The sequence below is a fragment of the Kineosporia sp. NBRC 101677 genome (assembly GCF_030269265.1).
Taxonomy (GTDB): Bacteria; Actinomycetota; Actinomycetes; order Actinomycetales; family Kineosporiaceae; genus Kineosporia; species Kineosporia rhizophila.
On the sequence record NZ_BSTA01000004.1, the window covers coordinates 21,843 to 44,838 of the forward strand.

Sequence of the window (22,996 nt, forward strand, 5' to 3'; positions counted from 1 at the left end):
CAATGCCGCAAGTGGACAGGCCGTACATCGCCGGGCTCGATCTGACCGGTCGCCGAGTGGTCGTGGTCGGCGGGGGAACCGTCGCCCAGCGCCGGTTGCCGCCCCTGCTCGACGTCGGGGCGCAGATCGTGCTGGTCGCCCCCGAGGTCACCCCCGCCATCGAGGGCATGGCCGAGGCCGGTGAGCTCACCTGGCACCGGCGCAGCTACCAGCCGCACGACCTCGAGGGCGCCTGGTACGTCCTCGCCCTCACCGACCAGCCCGAGGTCAACGCGGCGGTGGCCGAAGAGGCCGAGCAGCGCCGGGTGTTCTGCGTGCGCGCCGACCGGGGTGCCTCCGGCACCGCCTCCACCCCCGCCAGCGGTGAGTGGCGAGGTCTGCGCGTGGCGGTGGCCAGCGAGTCGATCGGCCCCGGTTCCGAGCACGGCGCCGACCCGATCCGCGCCGCCGTGGTCCGCGACGGCCTGCTGGAGTGGCTGCGTTCCGGCGCGGGCGACGAGCTGCTGGCCCGGCGCAAGCAGGCGCGAGGCGAGCAGACCCGGGCCGACATGGCCCCGCAGAAGCTTCCCGGGGTGGCCCTGGTCGGCGGTGGCCCCGGCGACCCCGACCTGATCACCGTGCGCGGGCGCCGGCTGCTCGGCCAGGCCGACGTGGTGGTGGTCGACCGGCTCGGGCCGCGCAGCCTGCTGCCCGAGCTCAGCCCCGAGGTCGAGCTGATCGACGCGACCAAGCTGCCCCGCGGGCGGTCGATGTCGCAGGAGGCGATCAACGCGGCCCTGGTCGAGCACGCCCTGGCCGGCAAGTTCGTGGTCCGGCTCAAGGGCGGCGACCCGTACGTGTTCGGCCGCGGTTCCGAGGAGCTCGAGGCCTGCCTGGCGGCCGGCGTACCGGTGCAGGTGGTCCCCGGCCTGAGCAGCGCCATCTCGGTGCCCGGCCTGGCCGGGATCCCGCTCACCCACCGGGGGGTGGCGCACGAGGCGGTGATCGTCTCCGGGCACCTGCCGCCCGACAACCCCGACTCGCTGATCGACTGGACGGCCCTGGCCCGCCTGCACGGCACGATCGTGGTGCTGATGGGCGTGGCCAACCTGCCTGCCATCGCCGAGACGCTGATGGCCCACGGCCGCGACGGCAGCACCGGGGTCGCGGTGATCCAGGACGGCTCGATGCCCGCCGAGCAGGTCACCGTCTCCAGCCTGGCCGAGATCGGTGCGCTGGCTCAGCAGGCGAACATCCGCCCACCGGCGATCATCGTGATCGGGGAAGTGGTGAACCGCAGGCCGCAGTAGCCGTACGGGGGAGGCTCAGGGATGAGCGAAGTGGCCGACGTTCTGGTGGTCGGCGCCGGTCCCGCAGGGGCCAGCGCCGCCCTGGCGGCCCGGCAGACCGACCCGGCCGCAGACGTCCGTCTGCTCGATCTGGCCGACTTCCCCCGCGACAAGGTGTGCGGTGACGGCATCGCCCCGCACGCCCTGGCGGAACTGCGACGGCTCGGGGTCACCGGCCTGGCCGAGGGCTACGGCCCGATCCACACGCTCGACCTGCGCTCACCCGGCGGCCTGCAGCTGAAGGCCCGGGCGCCGGAGCCGATGTACGTGATCCCGCGGGCCGTGTTCGACGCGCGGGTGGTGGCGGCGGCCCAGGCTGCGGGCGTCACGCTGGTCAGACACCGCGCCAGGACGCTGGAGCAGCACCGCACCCATGTCCGGGTCGACAACGAGCACGCCGGAAAGACTCTGGTGATCGCCGACGGGGCGAACTCCACGCTGCGACGGGCCCTGAACATCCCGCGCAACCCCGACCAGCACATGGCCGTGGCGATCCGGGGTTATGCACCCGAACACCCGGCCGACCACCTGGACCCGGCCCAGTCCATCGTCATGCAGGACGACGCCTGGCCGGCCTACGCCTGGTCGTTCCCACTGGTCGACGGCAGCGGGACGGCGAACATCGGGTACGGACGCCTGCGCTCGGCCCTGCGCTCCCGTCGCCAGCTCGAGGAGGAGCTGACGCGGCTGCTCCCCGGCCGGCCCGCCGAACGGCTGCGGGCCCACCACCTGCCGCTGGCCACCTGGCGTCCGCGGCAGCCCGACGGCCGGGTGCTGCTGGCCGGTGACGCGGCCTCGCTGATCAACCCGCTGACCGGTGAGGGCATCTTCTACGCCGTGCGCTCGGGCCGCCTGGCCGGGCAGGAGGCCGCGCGGGCCGCCGCGCGCGAACGAACGGCGACCACCGAGCCGACCAGGGCGAACCCCGGCCGGGCCTACCGCGAGGCCCTGCGGGCCGAGCTGGGCCGGCACCTACGCCACACCAGCTGGCTCGCCCGCCTCTCCGCCCACCCGGGAGCCGTGGACGCCGCCGTCGCCGCAGCCCAGGCCCGGCCGGAGACCCTGCACCGCCTGATCGACCTGGGCCTGGGCGACGGCGTGATCCCGGCCCGCCTGGCGCCGCCGGTACTGCTGCACTTCGCCCGGGGGCGGCTGCTCAGGCTGCCTGCCAGTACGGGTCGCGCCCGGTGAATGCCACCAGCTTCTCCAGGTCGGAGGCGGTGCCCGGCACCTCGACCTGGTAGCCGAAGCTCTTGTCCGGCCCGCGGTACTCGTCGGTGAGCATCTTCGGCATGAACGCCAGGGCGGCCGCCACCGCCTCGGCCGGCGGGTTCCAGGGCAGGCCGGTGGCCTGGGCCAGGTCGTGCCCGTGCACCAGGTACTCGCCCAGGCACATGCCCAGCCCGGCCGAACCGGGCAGCGGCCCGCCGAACATGACCACCTGCTCGTCGGCCACCCCGGCGTCGACCCCGGCGCTGATCTGACGGCGGGCCCCGCGCATCACCTCGGCCGCCTCGGCCGGGCTCTGTGGGGCCTGGTAGCCCTCGACGTCAGGCCGCTCGTCGGTGCCCTGCGGCCGCTCGAACACTGCGCCGAAGAACAGCGCCCAGCCCAGGATGTGGCTGCGCAACTTGGACACGTCGAACTCGGGGCACGGTGTCGGCGCCGAGTACTGCTCGGGTTTCACCTGGGCGAGCAGGTCGGCGAGTTGGTCCAGGACGATCGGCAGATGCAGCCCTGCGGGCGACGAATTCGTCATGACAATCAAACTAGGGGTGAGGTACGACAGTTTCTTGAAGAACCGCGACACCGGCACCCGCAGTAAGGTCACCGTCATGGAGGGCCCGAAACCCGTCACCGAGGACAGCAGAGGCATCATCGGCCCCGAGGCTCTGCGGCGTCACACCCGCCTCGACCGCTACCCGGCCGGAACGGCGCTCGAGGGTCTGATCGCCTGGTTCTGGGTGGCCTCCTGGTCGCTCCCGGCGAACACCGTCCACACCCAGGAACTGCTCACCCACCCCTGCGCCAACCTCTACGTCAGTCCCGAAGAACCGAACGGCGTCACGAAGGCCGAACTGGAAGGCGTTCTGCAGCAACGTTCCAGCCGCCGCCTGGCCGGCACCGGGATCTGCGTCGCCGCAATGACCACGCCCGGCGGCCTGGGGGCCTTCCTCGACGGGCCCGCCGGCCGGTACAACGACCGCGTCGTCCCCCTGGGCCAGGCCATCGGCACCGATGACCAGAGTCTCGTCACGCAGATCGAGGCGACCGACGACGAAGTCGCCAAGGTCGCCGTGTTACGGCGGGCGCTCGAAGCAGCGGTCCAGGAGCACCGTGTCGAGCCCGCCCGCGAGGTCGCGGCGGTGGCCAGGCTGGCCGAGACCGACCGCACCCTGCGCCGAGTGGAACAGCTGGCCACCGAGGCCGGGACGAGTGTGCGCACCCTGCAACGGATGTTCGCCGAGTACGCGGGGGTCTCCCCGACCTGGGTGCTGCGCCGCTACCGCCTGCTCGACGCGGCCGAGTCCGCCCGCCGGGGGGAGAACGTGAAGTGGGCCCGGATCGCCGCCGATCTCGGCTACAGCGACCAGGCCCACCTCGTCCGGGACTTCAGCGCGGCGATCGGGTCCACCCCGGCCGCCTATGCCAAAGCCACGCTCTGAGAGCTACTTACCCTCCAGATCGCCCTCGGTACGCAGAAACACCTCGCGCAGCGCGTCCAGCATCGCCTCGTCCGGCGCCGCCCACAGTCCCCGCTCGGCCGCCTCCAGCAGGCGCTCGGTGATGCCGTGCAGCGCCCACGGGTTGGAGTCGGTCATGAACTTCTGCATGCCCTCGTCCAGCACGTACGTCTCGGCCAGCTTGCCGTACATCCAGTCCGCGACCACACCGGTGGTGGCGTCGTAGCCGAACAGGTAGTCGACCGTGGCCGCCATCTCGAAAGCGCCCTTGTAGCCGTGCCTCTGCATGGCCGCCACCCAGCGCGGGTTGACCACCCGGGAGCGGAACACCCGGGAGACCTCCTCGTGCAGGGTCCGGGTGCGGACGGCGGAGGGCTGGGTGCTGTCTCCGATGTACGCCTTGGGGGCGGTGCCGGTCAGCGAGCGGACCATCGACACCATGCCGCCGTGGTACTGGAAGTAGTCGTCGCTGTCGGCGATGTCGTGCTCGACGCTGTCGTAGTTCTTGGCCGCCACCGCGATCCGCTTGTACGACGACTCCATGTCCTCGCGCGCGGGCCGGCCGTCCAGCCCTCGCCCGTACGCGTAACCGCCCCAGACCGCGTACACCTCGGCCAGGTCCTCGTCGTTGCGCCAGGTCCGGGTGTCGATCAACGGCAGCACGCCGGCGCCGTAGGTGCCCGGCTTGGAACCGAAGATCCGGGTCGTGGCGCGGCGGGAGTCGCCGTGCGCGGTCAGATCGTCCTGCACGTGCGCCCGCACGAAGTTCTCCTCCGGAGACTCCTCCAGCGAGGCGGCCAGCTGGACCGCGTCGTCCATCATCGCGACCACGTGGGGGAAGGCGTCCCGGAAGAAGCCCGAGATCCGCACCGTGACGTCGATCCGCGGGTGGCCCAGTTCGTCCAGCCCGATGGCCTCCAGCCCGGTGATCCGCCGGGAGGCGTCGTCCCAGACCGGCCGGATCCCCAGCAGAGCCAGCACCTCCGCCACGTCGTCACCGGAGGTCCGCATCGCCGAGGTGCCCCAGATCGACAGCCCCACCGAACGCGGCCAGTCGCCCTCGTCGGCCCTGTACCGCTCGAGCAGCGACTCGGCCATCGACCGCCCGGTCTCCCAGGCCAGTCGGCTGGGCACCGCGCGCGGGTCGACCGAGTAGAAGTTGCGCCCGGTCGGCAGCACGTTGACCAGACCTCGCAGCGGCGAACCGCTCGGGCCCGGGTTGACGAAACCGCCTTCCAGCGCGTGCAGCACGGCCGTGAGCTCGTCCGTGGTCCCGGCCAGTCGCGGAACCACCTCGGTGGCCGCGAACTCCAGCACGGCCCGCAGGCCTTCGCGGTCCACCTTCGAAACGTCCAGATCAGAGGACGCCAGCACCGACTCGATCACGGACGGCACCGACTCGACGGCCCAGGAAGCGTCGTCCAACCCCTGGACCAGCGCCACCGCGGTCAGTTGCGCGGCGTCCACCTCTTCCAGACCGTCCGCTTCAGCAACGCCGGTACCGACCGAGGCCTCGTCCAGGCCCAGCGCCTCGCGCAGACCGGGCAGCGACTGCGAACCGGCCCACAACTGCCGGGCCCGCAGCATCGAGGTGACCAGGTGCACCCGCACCGAACCGGTCGGCGCTTGCCCGAGAACGTGCAGCCCGTCCCGGATCTGGGCGTCCTTGACCTGGCAGAGCCAGCCGTCCAGGTGCAGGATCATGTCGTCGAACTCGGCCTCGTGCGGCCGCTCGGCCAGGCCCAGGTCGTGGTCCAGCTTGGCGGCGTGCATCAGCGTCCAGATCTGGGTCTGGATCTGCGGGGCCTTGGCCGGGTCCATCGCGGTGACCGCGGCGTACTCGTCCAGAAGCTGTTCGAGCCGGGCGATGTCGCCGTAGGAGTCGGCCCGGGCCATCGGCGGCACCAGGTGGTCGACCAGCGTGGCGTGCGCCCGGCGCTTGGCCTGGGTGCCCTCGCCCGGGTCGTTCACCAGGAACGGGTAGATCAGCGGCAGGTTGCCCAGCGCGGCGTCGGGGGAGCAGGAGGCCGACAGCGCGAGCGTCTTGCCGGGCGTCCACTCCAGGGTGCCGTGCTTGCCCAGGTGCACCAGCGCGTCGGCGCCGAAACCACCCTCGGAGACAGCCAGGTTCAGCCAGTGGTACGCCGCCAGGTAGTGGTGCGAGGGCGGCAGTTCCGGGTCGTGGTAGATGGCCACCGGGTTGTCGCCGAAGCCCCGCGGCGGCTGCAGCAGCAGCACGATGTTGCCGGAGACGATGGCGGCCAGCACGATGTCGCCGTCCGGGTCGCCGGAGGACAGCGCCCCGCCGGGCGGGTCGACGAACATCTCACCCGGCGCCGGACCCCACGACTCGACCACGGCCTCCTGCAGATCGGCAGGGAGCGTCTGGAAGAACCGGCGGTACACCGCGGCCGGGATCCGGACCGGGTTACGGGCCAGGTCCTCTTCCGACAGCCAGTCCAGGTCCTGCCCGCCGGCCTCGATCAGCCCGTGCACCAGCGCGTCGCCGTCCATCGCCTCGAGGCCGGGCAGCGCCTCGGAGCCTTCCAAAGGCCCGACATCGTAACCAGCTTCAGACAGCGCCTTCAGCAGCACCAGTGCCGAGGCCGGAGTGTCCAGCCCAACTGCGTTACCGATCCGCGCGTGCTTGGTCGGGTAGGCCGTCAGCACCAGACCGATGCGCTTCTGCGGAGCGGGCAGGTGCCGCAGCCGGGCGTGGGCCACCGCGATACCGGCCGCCCGCAGGGCGCGCTCCGGGTCGGCCACGTACTGCGTGAGGCCCTCGGAGTCGACCTCCTTGAACGAGAACGGCACCGTGATCAGCCGGCCGTCGAACTCCGGGATCGCCACCTGGTTGGCCGCGTCCAGCGGGATCAGGCCCTCGGAGTTCTCCAGCCAGCGCTCCCGCGAGGTCAGCGTGCTGATCGCCTGCAGGATCGGCACGTCCAGCGCGGCCAGCGCCCCGATGTCCCAGGTCGACTCGTCACCCCCGGCCGAGGCGTTGGCCGGCCGGTTGCCGCCCGCCGCCAGCACCGTGACCAGCAGCGCGTCGGCCGTGCCGAGCAGCTCCATCAGGTCGTCGGGGGCGGCCCGCAGCGAGGCACAGAAGATCGGCAGGGGCCGCCCACCGGCCTGCTCCACCGCCTGGCACAACGCCTCGACGAAGGCGGTGTTACCCGCAACGTGATGGGCGCGGTAGTAGAGCACCGCGATCGTTGGGCGCCCACTCTCGTCCTCAAGCAACGGACGCTCGAGCACACCCCAGACCGGCGTGCTGCGCGGCGGCTCGAAGCCGAAGCCGGTCAGCAGCAGGGTGTCGGTCAGGAACGAGTGCAGTTCGGTCAGGTTCTCCGGACCGCCCTCGGCCAGGTAGCCGTGCGCCTGGGTGGCCACCCCGACCGGCACCGTCGAGCGGCGCATCAGGTCGGCGTCGGGCAGCGCCTCGCCGGAGAGCACCACCACTGGCACGCCCTTGGCCAGCAGCGCGGCCAGGCCCTCTTCCCAGGCCCGGGTGCCGCCGAGCAGGCGCACCACGGTGACCGCGACGCCTTCGAGCAGGCCGTCCAGGTCTTCCACGGCCACCCGGTTGGGGTTGGCCAGGCGGTAGGGCACCTTGCTCGCGCGTGCGCTGAGCAGATCGGTGTCCGAGGTGGAGATGAGCAGCACAGTGGAGCGCTCGGGAGCCTCAAACGTCACGTACGTCCTCTTCCTCGCCGTCCGCGCGGCGGGTTGCTGCGGTGCGGCACAGTTTCCTGGCTCGGCGTCCGCGTGACGTCCCGGCCTTCCAGCCCTCACAGGCCGTGACCATGGAGTTCTGGAACGTCACTCAGCGCTCACAGTGGCGCGACCGCGCCGGATTCTCACCGGCTTCCTGTCCGCCACACCGCGGTTGCTTTACGGGGCCACTGTGCCAGCCCTCGGCAACCCGCCCAACCCCCGGCCGTGGAGCACCTAAGCTGACCGGGTGTTCGTCGTGCATGCGTGGTGGTCGATCTCTGCCAATGACCCCGCTGACGACGGCTCCCTGGTGCTCTGGGCCGAAGATCCACAGATTCGCACTGCCCCCGCCGAACGCACCGGCCGTCGGCCCAAGATCCGCGAGCACCCCTTCGACGTGCCCTCCGAGGAGCTCCGGCACACCATCACGGATGTCGCCGACCTGGTGGACGAAGGCTGGAAGGAGGGCACAGCCGACCTTGTGCTGCCCTCGTTCCAGCACGCTCCCGGCGGTTCGCCCGAGCTCCTGGACCTGCGTTCGGGCTGGCCCAGTGATCGTGCCGAGGGGGAGTCGGCGCGGCTGTTCCCACAGGTCCGCTGGCGGGTAAGGACGATTGCGGTGCCCGCCTGGCAGGCCCCCCAGGTGTTGCTGGGGTTAGGTAAAGAGCTTGAAGACGCCCCAACGCTCGGATCCGACGTCCGTCACCTTCTCGCTCTGCACCAGTTCGCAGAAAACCTGATCAGCCGCGGTCGCGTGCTTCCCGTCGTGCTGGAGACCCCCGACGGGCACGGAGTCGCTCGTTGGCGCCCGGTGATCACCGGGGACGACGGCGAATGGTTCCGGCATGTGGTGCACACTCTGCCCCCGTCCTGGAATGCCGAGGCCCCCGCCGACCAGAGCGCTGCGGCCGCAGTCGATGCCCTGGTCGACGTGGGAGTGCGGGGCAGGCTCGGGCCTGGCCCGGGTACGGGCGGGCTGGGGCTGCTGGGCTGGCGGCAGGCCCTGCACGGGCAGTACCCCGCGTTCCCGGCGAACCAGCGGCAGATGCGTCACCTGGTCGAGGGCCTGGACACCTGGCAGGCCGAGACGGTGCACGGCGGGCTCGTGCGGGCCGGCTTCCGCCTCTCCGAGCCCACCGACGACGACCTCGACAGCATCCTGCGCCCGGCCCGGATCGAACTGCGCCCGGCCGAGCTGGCGGCCCTGTGGCGGCTGGAGTTCGGCCTGCAGGACGCCGACCAGCCCGGCCTCTTCGTGTCCGCGCAGGACATCTGGGACCGGGAGCCGAGCCTGACCCGGCTGCGCCGCAACGCCCCGCGCCCGCAGGAGACGCTGCTGGCCGAACTGGGCCGGGCCCTGCGGCTCTACCCGGCCCTGCGTGATGCGCTGCTGCACGCGCAGCCCGTCGAGCTCCTGCTCGACAACGCCGGGGCCCACCACTTCCTCACCGAGGCGGCCGGTCTGCTGATCGGCGCAGGCTTCGGGGTGCAGCTGCCCGGCTGGTGGTCACGGCCGCAACGGCTGGGCGCGCGGCTGCAGGCCGGCACCAAGCCCCAGCCCGGAAGGGTCGAGGGCACACCGGTCTTCCGGCAGAACGACATCGTGGAGTACGACTGGCGGCTCTCCGTCGGCGACGCGCTGCTCACCGACGACGAGGTCGAGTCGCTGATCGAGGCCCAGGCGCCACTGGTGAAGCTGCGCGGCGAGTGGATGCAGGTCGATCCCGAAAAGCTGCGCAAGGCGCGTACTTTTCTGCGCAAACAGCGCAAGACCGGCCCGCAGACCATGTCCATCGCCGACGTCCTCTCGGTGATCGGTGCTGGTTCCGAAGGGCCCGCCGGGCTCGAGGTGACCGGGGTGGACGCCTCCGGCTGGCTGGCCGACTTCCTGGCCTCCCCGGAAGAGCGTCAATTGACGACGTTTCCGGTGACCAGTGATTTCAAGGGCACCTTGCGCCCGTATCAGGAGCGCGGTGTCTCCTGGCTGGCCTTCCTCGAATCTCTCGGCCTGGGAGCGGTTCTGGCCGACGACATGGGGCTGGGCAAGACCGTGCAGCTGCTCGCCCTGATCGCCTCGGACCAGGAAAAGCCTCAAGGCACCGATGATCTGGTGCCCGCGCCGACGCTGCTGGTCTGCCCGATGTCGCTGGTCGGCAACTGGCAGCGCGAGGCCGCCAAGTTCACCCCGGGACTACGGGTGCACGTCCAGCACGGCTCCGACCGCCCCCAGGGTGAGGAGTTCGCCGCTGCCGTGGCCGGGTCCGACCTGATCATCACCACCTACTCGCTGCTCGCCCGCGACGCCGTGGCCCTGCGCAAGTACGGCTGGCGGCGGATCGTGCTGGACGAGGCCCAGGCGGTGAAGAACGCGGCCACCCAGGCGGCCACCGCGGCCCGTTCGCTCACCGCCGAGCGCCGGATCGCGGTCACCGGAACCCCGGTCGAGAACCGTCTGGCCGACCTGTGGAGCCTGATGGAGTTCGCCAACCCGCGCGTGCTCGGCGACCCGGCGGACTTCAAGAAGCGCTACGCCCTGCCGATCGAGCGGGTCGGCTCCGAGGAGGCCCGTGAGCAGCTGCGGGCGGTGACCCAGCCGTTCGTGCTGCGCCGGGTCAAGACCGACCGGAAGATCATCAGCGACCTGCCCGAGAAGCTGGAGATGGAGGTGGTCTGCACCCTCACCGCCGAGCAGGCCGCGCTCTACCAGAACGTGGTCACCGACATGATGGAGCGGATCGAGCAGAAGGAGGGCATGGAGCGGCGCGGGCTGGTGCTGGCGGCGATGACCCGGCTCAAGCAGGTCTGCAACCACCCGGCCCAGTTCCAGCGCGACGGCAGCCGGATCCCCGGTCGTTCGGGCAAGCTGGCCCGGCTCGAGGAGACCCTGGAGGAGGTGCTCGCCTCCGGTGAGAAGGCTCTGCTGTTCACCCAGTACGCGGAGTTCGGCGAGATGCTGCGCACCCACCTCACCGCCCGGTTCGGCCGCGAGGTGCTGTTCCTGCACGGTGGGGTGAGCAAGACCCGGCGCGACGAGATGGTGGCCCGGTTCCAGAGCGGCGACCACGACGCGCCGCCGATCTTCGTGCTGTCGCTGAAGGCCGGCGGCACCGGGCTGACCCTGACCGCGGCCAACCACGTGATCCACGTCGACCGCTGGTGGAACCCGGCGGTCGAGGACCAGGCCACCGACCGCGCCTTCCGGATCGGCCAGTCCCGTACGGTGCAGGTCCGCAAGTTCGTCTGCGCCGGCACGCTGGAGGAGCGGATCGCCACGATGATCCGCGACAAGCGCGGTCTGGCCGCCTCGATCGTCGGCACCGGCGAGGGCTGGCTCACCGAACTGTCCAGCTCCGAGCTGCGCGACCTGCTCACCCTCGATCCCTCGGCGGTGGGCTGAGATGGCCGATTTCAGCAAGTTCGGAGCGCCCCGGCCGGTCGAGAACGGCCTGACCGCCCGCAGCGAGCGGGGTGACATCGGCGAGCAGTGGTGGTCGCGCCGGTTCATCGGGGTGCTGGAGTCGTTCGCCCTGGGCACGTGGCTCACCCGGGGGCGGTCCTACGCCCGCAAGGGGCAGGTGATCTCGCTGGAGATCGCGGTCGGCGAGGTGCAGGCCGACGTGCAGGGCTCGCGGGTGACCCCCTACCGGGTGCGGATCGGCCTGAAGAAGTTCAGCGAGCTGGTCTGGGCCAAGATCGAGGTGGCGCTGGCCGAGCAGGCCCTCTACAGCGCCCAGCTGCTGGCCGGGCAGTTCCCGCGCGAGCTGGAGCCGGTCCTGGCCCAGATCGGGGCGCCGTTGTTCCCGGCCCGGCTGGCCGACCTGGACCTGCGCTGCACGTGCCCCGACCAGGCGGTGCCCTGCAAGCACATCGCGGCCGTGTTCTACCTGCTGGCCGAGCGTTTCGACGAGGACCCGTTCCTGCTGCTGCGCTGGCGCGGCCGCTCGAAGGAGGCCCTGCTCGAGCGGCTGCGGGCACTGCGCGGCGACGTCGAGGAGGTGCCCGAGGAAGACCGGCCGGTCGCGGCGCCGGTGCCGACGGGCCGACCGGTGCTCAGCGCCCGGCTGGCCCTGGGCGAACCTGACCCGATAGCGGCGGTTTCCGGTGGCAAGCAGGCCAAACCCGGCCCCGCGGGTGGGGATGCGGTCGCGTTCTGGACGGCGGGCCGGTTGTTGCCGCTGCCCAGCCATCCCGAACTGCCGCCCGACCTCCTGTTGCGCCAGTTGCCGGTGCCCGGGGCCTGGCTCGGCGGCGAGGAACTGGTGCGGGAACTGGCCACGCTGTATCAGCGCCTGGCTCCGGAGGATTGAGCCGACTTCGCGGATTTTGACCGGTGAGCAGGAGCCGGTCCGCACGATGAAGTCGCCCGGCACTCCGCGTGCTAGGCGGGATTCCGGGCGCCCGGCCGGGCAGTCTTGGGCGGTGACCTCCGGACAGAAGCCCAGGGCCAGGAAGACGCCGCGAGCATCGGCCGCGCGCAAGACCGGGGTGCAGGAAGCGGCCGGCGCTGCCGAAGACAGCAAAGTGAGCGCGGCAGCAGCGAAGACGGGCCCAGTGAATGCGGACGGAAAGACCCCGGTCAAGGACGCCCTGGTCCCGGCCCCCCGGACCGCGGCCGACGAGTCGCCCCGGCCGCAGGAGATTTCGGCGTCCAAGTCCGACCGGTCCGAGAAGTCCCCGTCCGACGGCAGTTCGTCCGATGCGGACGGTTCCGACGAGAAGGCCTGGGGCGACGGCGGGGTCTCGTGGGGTCTGCCCGCCGAGCCGACCGCCGAGCACGCCCGCCTGGCCGAGTCGCCCGGGCCGGGCAGTCCTTGGCGGCAGTGGGGCCCCTACCTGGCGGGCCGCCAGTGGGGCACCGTGCGTGAGGACTACACGGCCGACGGCGATGCCTGGTCGGCGTTCCCGTTCGAGCACTCGCACGCCCGCGCCTACCGCTGGGGTGAGGACGGGCTGGGCGGCATCTGCGACCGGTTCGGCTTTCTCAACTTCGGCGTCGCCCTCTGGAACCGGAAGGACCCGATCCTCAAGGAGCGTCTCTACGGCCTGACCAACGGCCAGGGCAACCATGGTGAGGACGCCAAGGAGTACTGGTGGGCGGTCGACGGCACTCCCACCCACAGCTGGATGCAGTGGCTCTACCGCTATCCCCAGCGCGAGTACCCCTACCACCAGCTGCGCGAGGAGAACGCCCGCCGGGGCCGGGACGAGCGCGAGTTCGAGCTCGGCGACACCGGGATCTTCGACGAGAACCGGTTTTTCGACGTCCTGGTCACCTACGCGAAGGCGTCTCCGGAGGATCTCTGCATCACCGTCCGGGCCACCAACCACGGCCCCGAGGCAGCGCCCCTGGACCTGCTGCCGCAGATCTGGCTGCGCAACACCTGGGCCTGGGGCCGGGACTCGCGCCGCGGCCACCTGAACCAGCTCCTGCCACCCACCCTGGCGGTCGGCGGGATGGAGGCGCTGGAGGTGCAGCACGGTTCGCTCGGCACCTACTACCTGGCCGCCGAAGGTGCTCCGGTGCTGCTCTTCTGCGACAACGAGACCAATGCGGTGTCGCTGTTCGGGGCCGAGCGCAACAACAGCCAGTACCCCAAGGACGGCATCAACCAGCGGATCGTGCACGGTGACACGCAGGCGATCAACCCCTTCGACGAGGGCACGAAAGCCGCGATCTGGTACTCGTTCGACTCGGTCGCCCCGGGTCAGTCGGTCACCGTCAAGCTCCGGCTCAGCCGGCAGATGCCGGCGAACAGCACGTTCGGCCCGGGTTTCGAGGCGGTGATGAAGGCCCGGCGCCGGGAGGCGGACGAGTTCTACAGCCGGGTGATCCATCCCGACATCAGCGCCGCCGACCAGCACGTGGCCCGCCGGGCCTACGCCGGTCTGCTCTGGGGCAAGCAGCTCTACCGCTACGACGTGGAGCAGTGGCTGGAGGGCGACCCGGGCAGTTCGACCGCGGCGCCGGAGTCCCGCCGGGCCAAGGGGGCCCGCAACACCACCTGGCGCCAGGTGTCCCTGGCCGACGTCATCTCCATGCCCGACGAGTGGGAGTACCCCTGGTTCGCCGCCTGGGACACGGCTTTCCACGCCATCCCGCTGGCCCACGTCGACCCGGACTTCGCCAAGGAACAGCTGGTGCTGATGTGCCGGGAATGGGCCATGCACCCCAACGGCCAGCTCCCGGCCTACGAGTGGGAGTTCAGCGACGTGAACCCGCCGGTGCACGCCTGGGCGGCCTGGCACGTCTACCGGATCGACGGCTACCGCGACCGCGAGTTCCTGATCCGGGTGTTCACCAAGCTGCTGCTGAACTTCTCCTGGTGGGTCAACCGCAAGGACTCCACCGGGTCGAACATCTTCGAGGGCGGCTTCCTCGGGATGGACAACATCGGCCTGTTCGACCGGTCCGCCCCGCTGCCGCCCGGTTTCCGGCTCGAGCAGTCCGACGCCACCAGCTGGATGGCCTTCTACTGCCAGCAGATGTTCAAGATCGCCCTGGAGCTGTCCCGCTACGACAAGGCCTGGGACGACACCGCCACCAAGTTCCTCGAGCACTTCCTGTCGATCGCCCGCTCGATGACCAACTTCGGCTCGCACGAGGTCTCGCTCTGGCACGAGGAGGACGGCTTCTTCTACGACGTCCTGGTCGGCCAGGACGGCAGTGCCCAGCCGATGCGGGTGCCCTCGATGGTGGGCCTGCTGCCGATCCTGGGGGCCACCGAGGTGCCCTCCTGGATCAACGAGGAGTGCCCTGACGTCACCGCCCGCCTGCGCTGGCTGCAGCGCCGGCGGCCGGAACTGGTGGGCCCCCTGCTGTTCGCCAAGGGGCAGGGAGGCCGCAAGATGCTGCTCTCCCTGCTCGACCCCGAGCGGCTTCGGCGCATCCTGGAGCGGATGTTCGACACGGAGCAGTTCCTGTCTCCGTACGGCATCCGGTCGATGTCCCAGGCGGTTCGTTCCGGGGTCACCACGGTCATCGATGGCCGCAGCGCCTCCATCGAGTACGAACCGGGGGAGTCGCGCACCGGTCTGTTCGGGGGGAACTCCAACTGGCGGGGGCCGATCTGGTTCCCGGTGAACGTTTTGCTGGCCGACAAATTGAGGACGTACGGGCGCCACTTCGGCGATACGTTCACCATTGAGATCCCCACGGGTTCGGGGAACCACTGCACTCTCGTAGAGGCCGCGGACATGATCGACCGTGGCCTGACCGCCCTGTTCCGCCCGGTGGACGGGAAGCGTCCGGCAGACGGGAACCGGATCGAGGCCTCGGACGACCCGCTGTGGGCAGAGCACCCGACGTTCAGTGAGTTCTTCGACGGGGACACCGGGGAGGGCCTGGGAGCCACTCATCAGACCGGATGGACGGCGTTGGTGGCTCATCTGCTCAACCCCCGGCTGCCACCCGACCCTCGCCAGCGCGGCTGGGCGTAGCGCCCGTTCCGTCCTCTTCGGGACTCTTGCCCCACGGTGAGGAAGACCGGCGGGGGTAGGCATCCGGCGCGGCCACGTAGGATCGAAGGCGTGGTTGGACGGGTGGCGCCGATGCCGGTGCAGCGAGTGGCGGCAGATTCCTGTCCGGGAGTCCTGCGTCCGCATCAGGCCGCAGACGGAGCGCTCGCACGCCTGCGCGCCCCCGGGGGAGCGTTGACGGTCGATGCCCTGCGCGGCCTACGGGCGGTTGCGGAAGAGTTGGCCGACGGCCGCCTCGGGCTCACCTCGCGAGGAAACCTGCAGGTCAGGGGAGTGGACCCGGCGAGCGTAGGCCGTCTCGAAGCTCGCCTGGCCGGGCTCGGCCTGTTGCCCCACCCCACGCACGAGCGGGTGCGGAACATCGTGGCCTCACCTTTGGCGGGGTGCGGGTTCGGGTCGATTGAGGACGTCGGTGAGCTCGTTCCGTCGTTGGATGCGGCTCTGTGCGCACGGGCGGATCTGGTCGAACTCCCCGGGCGGTTCCTGTTCGGCCTGGACGACGGCACCGGCGACATCGCCGGGGAGGAGCCGGACGTGCTGATCCGGGCCGCGGCGCCCGGACGGTTCGAGGTGTGCCCCCTTGGGGCGTCGGCCGGAGTAACGGTCGGCCGGGCCCAGGTGGTGGAGGCTGCGCTGGTCGCCGCCACGGCCTTCCTGGCCGAGCGGGCGCGCCAGGAGAGTAAGGCCTGGCGGGTCGACGAACTGCCCGGTGGTGCGGCCGCCGTGATCACGGCTCTGCTGACTGCCGGTCATCCCGAAGCCGACGACCTAGGCGCTGGGCGACTCGCAGCCTCTGTCGTCACCCCCGGGTTGACCGAGCAGCGCGACGGCCGGTTCGCGGTCTGCGCCGTGGTTCCGCTCGGCATTCTCGACGGCGAACAGATGGACGCCCTCGCCGCCTGCTGTGAGATGGCTACCGACGAAGGTCTGGCCGAAGAGGAACTCCTGGACGGGTACCCCTCGTCCGATGCCCTACTCGACGGCACAGACTTCCCCGGCGCTGAGCCGGACGGCTTCATGGTTGCCGGGTCTCCCGGCAGCACCCCCCTGCGCATCACCCCCTGGCGCCGCGTGGTCGTCCGTGATCTCGAACTTCCCGCCGCCCTGGCCGCCCAGGAACTCCTGGCCGCGGTCGGGCTGGTGGTCGAACCCGAATCGCCCTGGGCCCGGATCACCGCGTGCGCCGGGCAGCCGGGCTGCGCCAAGTCGCGGACCGATGTCCAGGCCGACGCCCGGGCCTTCGCCACGATCTCCGCACCGGACGGGCCCGCGGTGCACTGGGCCGGGTGCGACCGGGGCTGCGGCACCCCTCACGCGGCCGTCGCCCTGCTCGCGGCCGAAGGCGGCTACCGGGTGAACGGTGAACTTCCCGAAAGCGACCGCAACGCAGCGGCGTCCTCAAGTATTGGACTGAAAGACGAGCCCCGGCAATGACTGACACCACCCCCTGGCCCGGTCCGTACGAGGCGAACGGCGTGGAGATCTACCGGGAGTCGTTCTCGACCATCCGGTCCGAGACCGCTGCCGACCTGGCCGGGATGCCGGCCGACGCGGCCCGGGTCCTGGTCCGGATGATCCACTCCTGCGGGATGACCGACCTGGCCACCGATTTCGCCTACAGCCCGAACGCGGTCAAGGCCGCGCGGCAGGCCCTGCTCGACGGCGCCCCGGTGCTGTGCGACGCGCAGATGGTGGCCAGCGGCATCACCCGGGCCCGCCTGCCCCGGGACAACGAGATCGTCTGCACACTCAACGAACCCGGCGTGCCCGAACTGGCGGCCAAGCTGGAGACCACCCGCAGCGCCGCCGCCATCGATCTGTGGATGGACCGGCTGGAGGGCGGTGTGGTGGCCATCGGCAACGCCCCGACCGCGCTGTTCCGCCTGCTCGAGCTGATCCGCGACGGCGCTCCCCGCCCGGCCGCGATCCTCGGCATCCCGGTCGGTTTCATCGGCGCGGCCGAGTCCAAGCTGGCCCTCAGCCAGAACCCGCTGGGGCTGGAGTACCTGGTGGTGCACGGCCGGCGCGGCGGTAGTGCGATGACCGTCGGAGCCGTCAACGCGATTGCGAGCGAGAAGGAATGAGCGGCACTCTCTACGGCGTCGGGCTCGGCCCGGGCGACCCGGAACTGGTCAGCGTCAAGGCGGTCCGGCTGATCGGCAGCGCCGACGTGATCGCCTATCACAGCGCCCGGCACGGTCGCAGCATCGCCCGCTCGATCGCCGAGCCCTACCTGCGCTCCGGTCAGATCGAGGAACAGCTGGTCTACCCGGTCACCACCGAGACCGTCGACCACCCGGGCGGTTACCAGGGCGCGATGAACGCCTTCTACACCACCGCCGCCGAGCGTCTGGCCGCCCACCTGGAGGCCGGCCTGAACGTGGTGGTGCTGGCCGAGGGCGACCCGTTCTTCTACGGCTCCTACATGCACATGCACAAGCGGCTGGCCCACCGGTACCCGACCGAAGTGGTGCCCGGCATCACGTCTTTCAGCGCTGCGGCGGCGGCGCTGGGCCGTCCTCTGGTGGAGCGCGACGAGGTGCTCACCGTGCTGCCCGGAACCCTGCCTCCCGCCGAGCTGGCCCAGCGCCTCGCCACCACCGATGCCGCGGTGGTGATGAAGCTGGGCCGCACCTTCGAAGGCGTGCGTGACGGTTTCGAGACGGCGGGCAAGCTGGACCGGGCTTGGTACGTGGAGCGGGCCAGCAGCCCGCGCCAGCGCACCTCGGCCCTGGCCGACGTGGATCCGCAGGCCGTGCCGTACATGTCGATCGCGCTCATGCCCGGGCCGCTGAACGAGGGCAAGGCCGCGGTGGTCGAGGCCACTGCGGACGGCTCGCACGGGGGAGAGGTGGTCGTGGTCGGTCTGGGCCCCGGCCCCCGCGACTGGACCACTCCCGAGGTGCAGCAGGCCCTGGCCGAGGCCGACGATCTGGTCGGCTACATCACCTATCTCGACCGGGTGCCGGTCAATCCCCGCCAGGAGCGCCACTCCTCCGACAACAAGGTCGAGTCCGAGCGCGCTGCCTTCGCTCTCGACCTGGCCCTGCGCGGGCGTCGCGTGGTGGTGGTCAGCTCGGGCGACCCGGGCGTCTTCGCCATGGCCTCGGCCGTGCTGGAGGTCGCCGACGAGCCGGCCTACAAGGGCGTTCCGGTGCGCATCCTGCCCGGAGTCAGTGCCGCCCAGGCGGTCGCGGCCCGGGCCGGAGCCCCGCTGGGGCACGACTTCTGCACGATCTCGCTGTCCGACCGGCTCAAGCCGTGGGCGGTGGTGGAGCAGCGGCTCGACGCCGTGGCCGCCGCCGACCTGGTGATCGCGATCTACAACCCGGCCTCCAAGGAGCGCCGCGAGCAGGTCGCCCGGGCCCGCGACGTGGTGCTGCGCCACCGCGACCCGGCCACCCCGGTGGTGATCGGCCGGGCGGTCGGCTCCGACCAGGAGAAGGTCGGCGTGGTGACGCTGGGCGAGCTCGACCCGCAGGTCGTCGACATGCGCACGCTGCTGATCATCGGCTCGTCGCAGACCCGGATCAGCACCCGCCCCGACGGGTCCCCGGTGGTCTGGACGCCCCGCCGCTACCCGACCTGATCAGCCTGACGCCTGCGCAGGTTGCGCACCGATGGCGGGATCAGCGCCAGAGCCGTTGATCCCGCCATCACACCCGCCGCGACCAGCAGCCAGGTGCGCTCGCCGGTGGTCTGGACGACCGGACCGACCACGGCCAGGCCCAGAGGGCGCATCACGTACGAGCCGACCTGGTCGAAGGCGAACACCCGGGCCAGCTTGTCCGGCGGGATCTGCTCCTGGATGGCCAGGTCCCAGTTCACGCTGAAGATCTCCAGGCCCAGACCGTGCACGAAGGCGCCCAGCAGGATCACCGGCAGCGGCACGTCCAGGGCCATGGCCAGCGGGAAGCAGGCGGTGAGGGCGAGCATCGTGGTGCCCGCGAACAGCAGCCGGGTGGGCCGGTAGCGCAGGCTGATCACCCCGCCGGCCATGAACCCCACCATCAGTGCAGCCAGGGCCAGACCCCAGGCCTCCTCGCCGAAGTCGCGGGTGATCACGATCGGCCCGACCACGCCCTGCACCCCGCCGTAGACCAGGTGGTAGATCAGGGCCTGGGAGATCAGCAGCCACAACCAGGTGTGCCGGAACACCTCTCGTGCGCCGGCGCCCAGGTCGTCCAGTAGGCTCTGGGACTCGGCCGCGGCCAGGGGAGCCACCTTCATCGCCGTGTAGCAGAGCCCGGCCAGGGCGAACGTGGCCGCGTCCACGGCGATCGCCCAGCCCGCCCCGAAGAACCCGACCAGCACCCCGGCCAGGCTGAAACCCAGCACCATGGCGGTGTTCTGGGACAACCGCAGTGCCGAGATGGCGTTGGGCAGGGCGGCTTCGGGCACGGTCTGCGCGACCACCGCCCGAGAACTCGGTCCGGCCAGCGCGGCCAGCGCCCCGTTCACCCCGCCCATCACCGCCAGCAGCGGCACGGTGGCCCAGTCGGCCAGCAGAGCCACCGCCACGAAGGTCTGAGCCACGCACGACAGCGCGGCCGAACCACGCATGAGCAGGGTGCGCGAGAACCGGTCGCCGATCACCCCGGCCAGCAGCGTGGTGAGCACCTCGACCAGGGCGTAGGCGGCCACCACGAGTCCGAGCTCGGTGGCCGACCCGCCCAGGTGCAGCACCGCCAGGGCGAGCGCGACCGGGGCGATGGCCGATCCCAGGCTGACCACCGTGCGCCCGGCCAGCAACCAGCGGAAGGCCGGCGACTCCCAGGCCCGGGCGTCGAGGACCGCAGAAGCGGGAGGCCCGGGCACTGACCCACCGCTCCCAAGATCTGCGGCCGGCCCGTCAGCTCCCGCCGCGTCACGAATTCCGGCCGTCTCGTCCATGTCGCCGGATGCGCCCCTGCTCATGTTGCTCTCCATCCTGTCTCCCCCGTCTGCCCGGCCACCCACCGCCAGCAATTTAGTTCGCCAGCGAAATATTCGTCAACGAACTTCTCGCCCCGCCGATCACCGGAAAGGTAGCCTCGGGGAATGGCTGAGGACTTCGCCGAGCGGCACGTGGCCCGCTGGCGGGACCACTGGATCGACATCGACTTCGACGACGCGGTCGAGCTGGCCACCGTGCGCATCTCGCGGATCAAGCGGCACGCCAAGGAGAGCACCCGCCGGGCTGCGGCCGAGGTCGGTCTGCAGGTCTACGAGTACGAGACGCTGCACGCCCTGATGATCCGCGACACCCCGGGCACCGCCTCGCCCCGGGAGCTGGCCCTGGCCGCCGACGTGTCGCCGGCCGGGATGACCGGCCGGCTCGACGCGCTGGAGAAGGCCGGCCTCATCAAGCGCACCCCCAGCCGCACCGACCGGCGCAGCGTCACCGTCGAGGCCACCTCGCGCGGGGTCGACGTCTGGCGTCGGGCGATGGATCTGCGTGGCCAGGCCGAGCGCCGGCTCTTCGGTGCGCTCTCGCCCAAGGAGCTGGCCTCGCTCAACCGCCTGCTGCGCAAGGTGGCCCTGGTGGCCGACGAGGAGTTCCCGGCCGAGCCGTAGGCCCGTCACTGCCCTGGGTTCCCCACTCGAGTAGTGAACCTCCGACGGTCGCCCAGCACCGGCGTCCATCAATTCTGATCTTTTGTTGCAGGCCTCTGACCTGCGCCTTCGTGCTGCCTGCGGCCCGGGTCGGCCAACTGTGCGTTGACACCGGGCCGACCAGGTTGCATGGTTAGTTACATGAGTAATGAACCAGCGAGGTGGCGAACCCCCGATGGATGAGGGACGCCCGATCTTCCTGCAGATCGCCGAGCAGCTGGAGAACGCGATCATCGACGGCTCGCTCGCCGAGGGGGCGCAGGCCCCGTCGACCACCGAACTGGCCGCCTTCCACCGGATCAACCCGGCCACGGCCGCGAAGGGTGTGAATCAGTTGGTAGCCGACGGAGTTCTGCACAAGCGCCGCGGGATCGGGATGTTCGTCTCGGACGGCGCCCGGGGGCAGCTGAAGGAGCGGCGGCGCAACGCGTTCGCCGAGCAGTTCGTGGTTCCGCTGGTGGTCGAGGCCCGCAAGCTCGGCCTCGACGCCGACGAGCTGAAGAACATGATCGACAAATGGGGTCAGGGAGCCGCCGGATCGGACGAGGCGGTCATCACTCAGGAGGGGAAGCGATGAACGCCCTGGAGAACCGGACGTCCGTGCCGGCCGCCGTCGAGGTGGCCGCACTGAGCGGGGTGAGCAAGCGGTTCGGCGACTTCACCGCGGTCGACGACGTGAGTTTCACGCTGCGGGCCAACACGATCTACGGTCTGCTCGGCCGCAACGGGGCCGGCAAGAGCACGATCATGCGGATGATCTCGGGGCAGGCGCTGCCCACCTCGGGGCAAGTGATGGTGCGCGGCGCCGAGCCGTTCGAGAACGACGCGATCACCCAGCAGATCTGCTTCGCGGCCGAGAATCAGGTTTATCCGGACGGTTTCCGGGTCCGGGACGTCCTGACGGCGGCCCGCCTGCTCTACCCCCGGTGGGACCAGGACTACGCCGACGAGCTGCTCGAGGTGTTCAATCTGCCGAAGAAGCGCCACGTGAAGAAGCTTTCGCGGGGTATGCGCTCGGCCGTCGGGATCGTGGTCGGCCTGGCCGCCCGGGCCCCGATCACCATCTTCGACGAGCCCTACCTCGGCCTGGACGCCACCTCGAGGCAGCTGTTCTACGACCGGCTGCTCGCCGACTACGCCGAGAACCCCCGCACGATCATGCTTTCCACGCACCTGATCGACGAGGTGAGCGAGCTGATCGAGCACGTCCTGGTGATCGACCGGGGCCGGCTGGTGATCGACGAGGAGGCCGAGCTGCTGCGCGGCCGGGCGATCAGCGTCAGCGGCCCGACCGAGCTGGTGGACAAGTTCAGCTACGCCATGACCCGGATCCACGAGGAGCAGATGCTCGGCCAGAGCCGGGTCACCGTGCTCGGCGACCCGGACGACCCGCAGCACGCCCGGGCCCTCGGCCTGGACGTGAAACCCGTTTCCCTGCAGCAGCTCGTGGTGCAGAGCACGCTTCAGGTCAACCCGGAGAAGACGGAGGGCAAGCGATGAACCGTGTCGTCGGTGCGGCCCGGCTGCATCTGCTCGGCTACCAGAACGTGCTCGTGCCCTGGAGCGTGCTGGCCAGTGCCCTGGTGATCAACCTGCTGCTCTTCTGGTCGATCCAGCTGGGCAACCCGTCGGAGTCGGCCGCCTTCACCGGGGGCCTGCTGTCGATCTACATCTGTGCGGCGGTGGCCGCCGTGCAGATGCTGAACCGCAACTTCGACTTCGCTCTGGGGCTGGGCCTGACCCGCCGGGGCTACCTGCTCGGCACCGCCCTGTTCGCCCTGCTGATGGCGGTCGGCTCGGCGCTGGCGCTCTACGCCCTGCTGGGCATCGAGAAGGCCACCGGCGGCTGGGGCCTGGAGCTGGAGTTCTTCGGGCCGGCCGGGCTGTTCAGCAGCAATCCGCTGGTCGCGGTGCCCTCGTACGCGGTGCCGATGCTGGCGTTCATGGCGCTGGGGGCGCTGTACGGCGCGATCAACAACCGGTGGGGGTTGACCGGGGTCTACGCCTCGGGTGTCCTCGTGGCGCTGGTCGGTGGCCTGTTCACCGTCGCCATGATCTACGCCGGAGCCTGGGGTTCGTTCTTCACCTGGTGGGCCGGACAGCCTACGGTGGCCGTGATGGCCGGTTACCCGCTGATCGCGGTGGCTGTGTTCGGCGGGGGCGCCTACCTGGTCGCCCGACGAGTGGGGGTCTGAG

The 22,996-nt window shown here is 70.9% G+C and carries 16 protein-coding genes and 1 riboswitch; of the genes, 13 read left to right on the top strand and 3 right to left on the bottom strand.

Annotation, left to right across the window (positions count from 1 at the left end; genetic code table 11):
- Positions 1–2: 2 nt before the first annotated feature.
- Both cobA and QSK18_RS12715 read left to right on the top strand, forming a co-directional pair.
- Positions 3–1,289, top strand: coding sequence for a uroporphyrinogen-III C-methyltransferase (gene cobA / locus QSK18_RS12710; protein ID WP_269809569.1), 1,287 nt, complete (start codon positions 3–5; stop codon positions 1,287–1,289).
- Between the two features lie 21 nt (positions 1,290–1,310).
- Entirely contained in the window at positions 1,311–2,519 is a 1,209-nt protein-coding gene (locus QSK18_RS12715) for an NAD(P)/FAD-dependent oxidoreductase (protein ID WP_285619063.1), read from the top strand.
- On the opposite strand, the gene QSK18_RS12720 is transcribed toward QSK18_RS12715, so the two are convergent.
- On the bottom strand, positions 2,485–3,087 hold the full coding sequence (locus QSK18_RS12720) for a TIGR03086 family metal-binding protein (protein ID WP_232808968.1): 603 nt from the start codon (positions 3,085–3,087) through the stop codon (positions 2,485–2,487). The two genes, QSK18_RS12715 and QSK18_RS12720, sit on opposite strands and share 35 nt — an antisense overlap.
- A 34-nt stretch (positions 3,088–3,121) precedes the next feature.
- Between QSK18_RS12720 and QSK18_RS12725 the strand changes: the two genes are divergently transcribed.
- The gene (locus QSK18_RS12725; protein ID WP_232808967.1) at positions 3,122–3,994 is read left to right on the top strand and encodes a helix-turn-helix domain-containing protein; all 873 of its coding nucleotides are present in this window, start codon (positions 3,122–3,124) and stop codon (positions 3,992–3,994) included.
- A 3-nt stretch (positions 3,995–3,997) separates the two neighbouring features.
- Here the strand turns inward: QSK18_RS12725 and cobN are convergent, their stop codons facing one another.
- Positions 3,998–7,708, bottom strand: coding sequence for a cobaltochelatase subunit CobN (gene cobN, locus QSK18_RS12730; RefSeq protein ID WP_285619067.1), 3,711 nt, complete (start codon positions 7,706–7,708; stop codon positions 3,998–4,000).
- 29 nt (positions 7,709–7,737) lie between these two features.
- Positions 7,738–7,909, bottom strand: a riboswitch (cobalamin riboswitch).
- Positions 7,910–7,976: 67 nt separating this feature from the next.
- Between cobN and QSK18_RS12735 the strand changes: the two genes are divergently transcribed.
- The 6 genes from QSK18_RS12735 (at position 7,977) to cobJ (ending at position 18,794) form a co-directional block, all read left to right on the top strand.
- Positions 7,977–11,126, top strand: a complete 3,150-nt coding sequence (locus QSK18_RS12735) for a DEAD/DEAH box helicase (RefSeq protein ID WP_285619069.1) — start codon at positions 7,977–7,979, stop codon at positions 11,124–11,126.
- A 1-nt stretch (position 11,127) separates the two neighbouring features.
- Entirely contained in the window at positions 11,128–12,036 is a 909-nt protein-coding gene (locus QSK18_RS12740) for an SWIM zinc finger family protein (RefSeq protein WP_285619070.1), read from the top strand.
- 442 nt (positions 12,037–12,478) lie between these two features.
- Positions 12,479–15,166: an MGH1-like glycoside hydrolase domain-containing protein gene (locus tag QSK18_RS12745; RefSeq protein ID WP_352396547.1), complete on the top strand. Its 2,688-nt coding sequence runs from the start codon at positions 12,479–12,481 to the stop codon at positions 15,164–15,166.
- Between the two features lie 111 nt (positions 15,167–15,277).
- Complete coding sequence (locus tag QSK18_RS12750) at positions 15,278–16,639, top strand: ferredoxin-like domain-containing protein (protein ID WP_285620037.1); 1,362 nt, start codon at positions 15,278–15,280, stop codon at positions 16,637–16,639.
- Positions 16,636–17,289, top strand: coding sequence for a precorrin-8X methylmutase (locus QSK18_RS12755; protein ID WP_232808961.1), 654 nt, complete (start codon positions 16,636–16,638; stop codon positions 17,287–17,289). Before QSK18_RS12750 ends, QSK18_RS12755 begins: the two co-directional genes overlap by 4 nt.
- The gene (gene cobJ / locus QSK18_RS12760) at positions 17,286–18,794 is read left to right on the top strand and encodes a precorrin-3B C(17)-methyltransferase (protein WP_285619074.1); all 1,509 of its coding nucleotides are present in this window, start codon (positions 17,286–17,288) and stop codon (positions 18,792–18,794) included. Before QSK18_RS12755 ends, cobJ begins: the two co-directional genes overlap by 4 nt.
- Here the strand turns inward: cobJ and QSK18_RS12765 are convergent.
- Entirely contained in the window at positions 18,782–20,122 is a 1,341-nt protein-coding gene (locus QSK18_RS12765; protein WP_285619076.1) for an MFS transporter, read from the bottom strand. The two genes, cobJ and QSK18_RS12765, sit on opposite strands and share 13 nt — an antisense overlap.
- Before the next feature lie 123 nt (positions 20,123–20,245).
- Here QSK18_RS12765 and QSK18_RS12770 point away from each other — a divergent pair, with 123 nt between their 5' ends.
- From QSK18_RS12770 to QSK18_RS12785, 4 genes are all read left to right on the top strand, one after another.
- Positions 20,246–20,761: a MarR family winged helix-turn-helix transcriptional regulator gene (locus QSK18_RS12770; RefSeq protein ID WP_232808958.1), complete on the top strand. Its 516-nt coding sequence runs from the start codon at positions 20,246–20,248 to the stop codon at positions 20,759–20,761.
- A 214-nt stretch (positions 20,762–20,975) separates the two neighbouring features.
- Positions 20,976–21,377 (top strand): GntR family transcriptional regulator, encoded by a 402-nt coding sequence (locus QSK18_RS12775; RefSeq protein ID WP_232808957.1) that lies wholly within the window; start codon positions 20,976–20,978, stop codon positions 21,375–21,377.
- Positions 21,374–22,300, top strand: coding sequence for an ABC transporter ATP-binding protein (locus QSK18_RS12780; RefSeq protein WP_232808956.1), 927 nt, complete (start codon positions 21,374–21,376; stop codon positions 22,298–22,300). Before QSK18_RS12775 ends, QSK18_RS12780 begins: the two co-directional genes overlap by 4 nt.
- Positions 22,297–22,995: a hypothetical protein gene (locus QSK18_RS12785; RefSeq protein ID WP_232808955.1), complete on the top strand. Its 699-nt coding sequence runs from the start codon at positions 22,297–22,299 to the stop codon at positions 22,993–22,995. The genes QSK18_RS12780 and QSK18_RS12785 overlap by 4 nt, the downstream gene beginning before the upstream one ends.
- Position 22,996 lies beyond the last annotated feature (1 nt).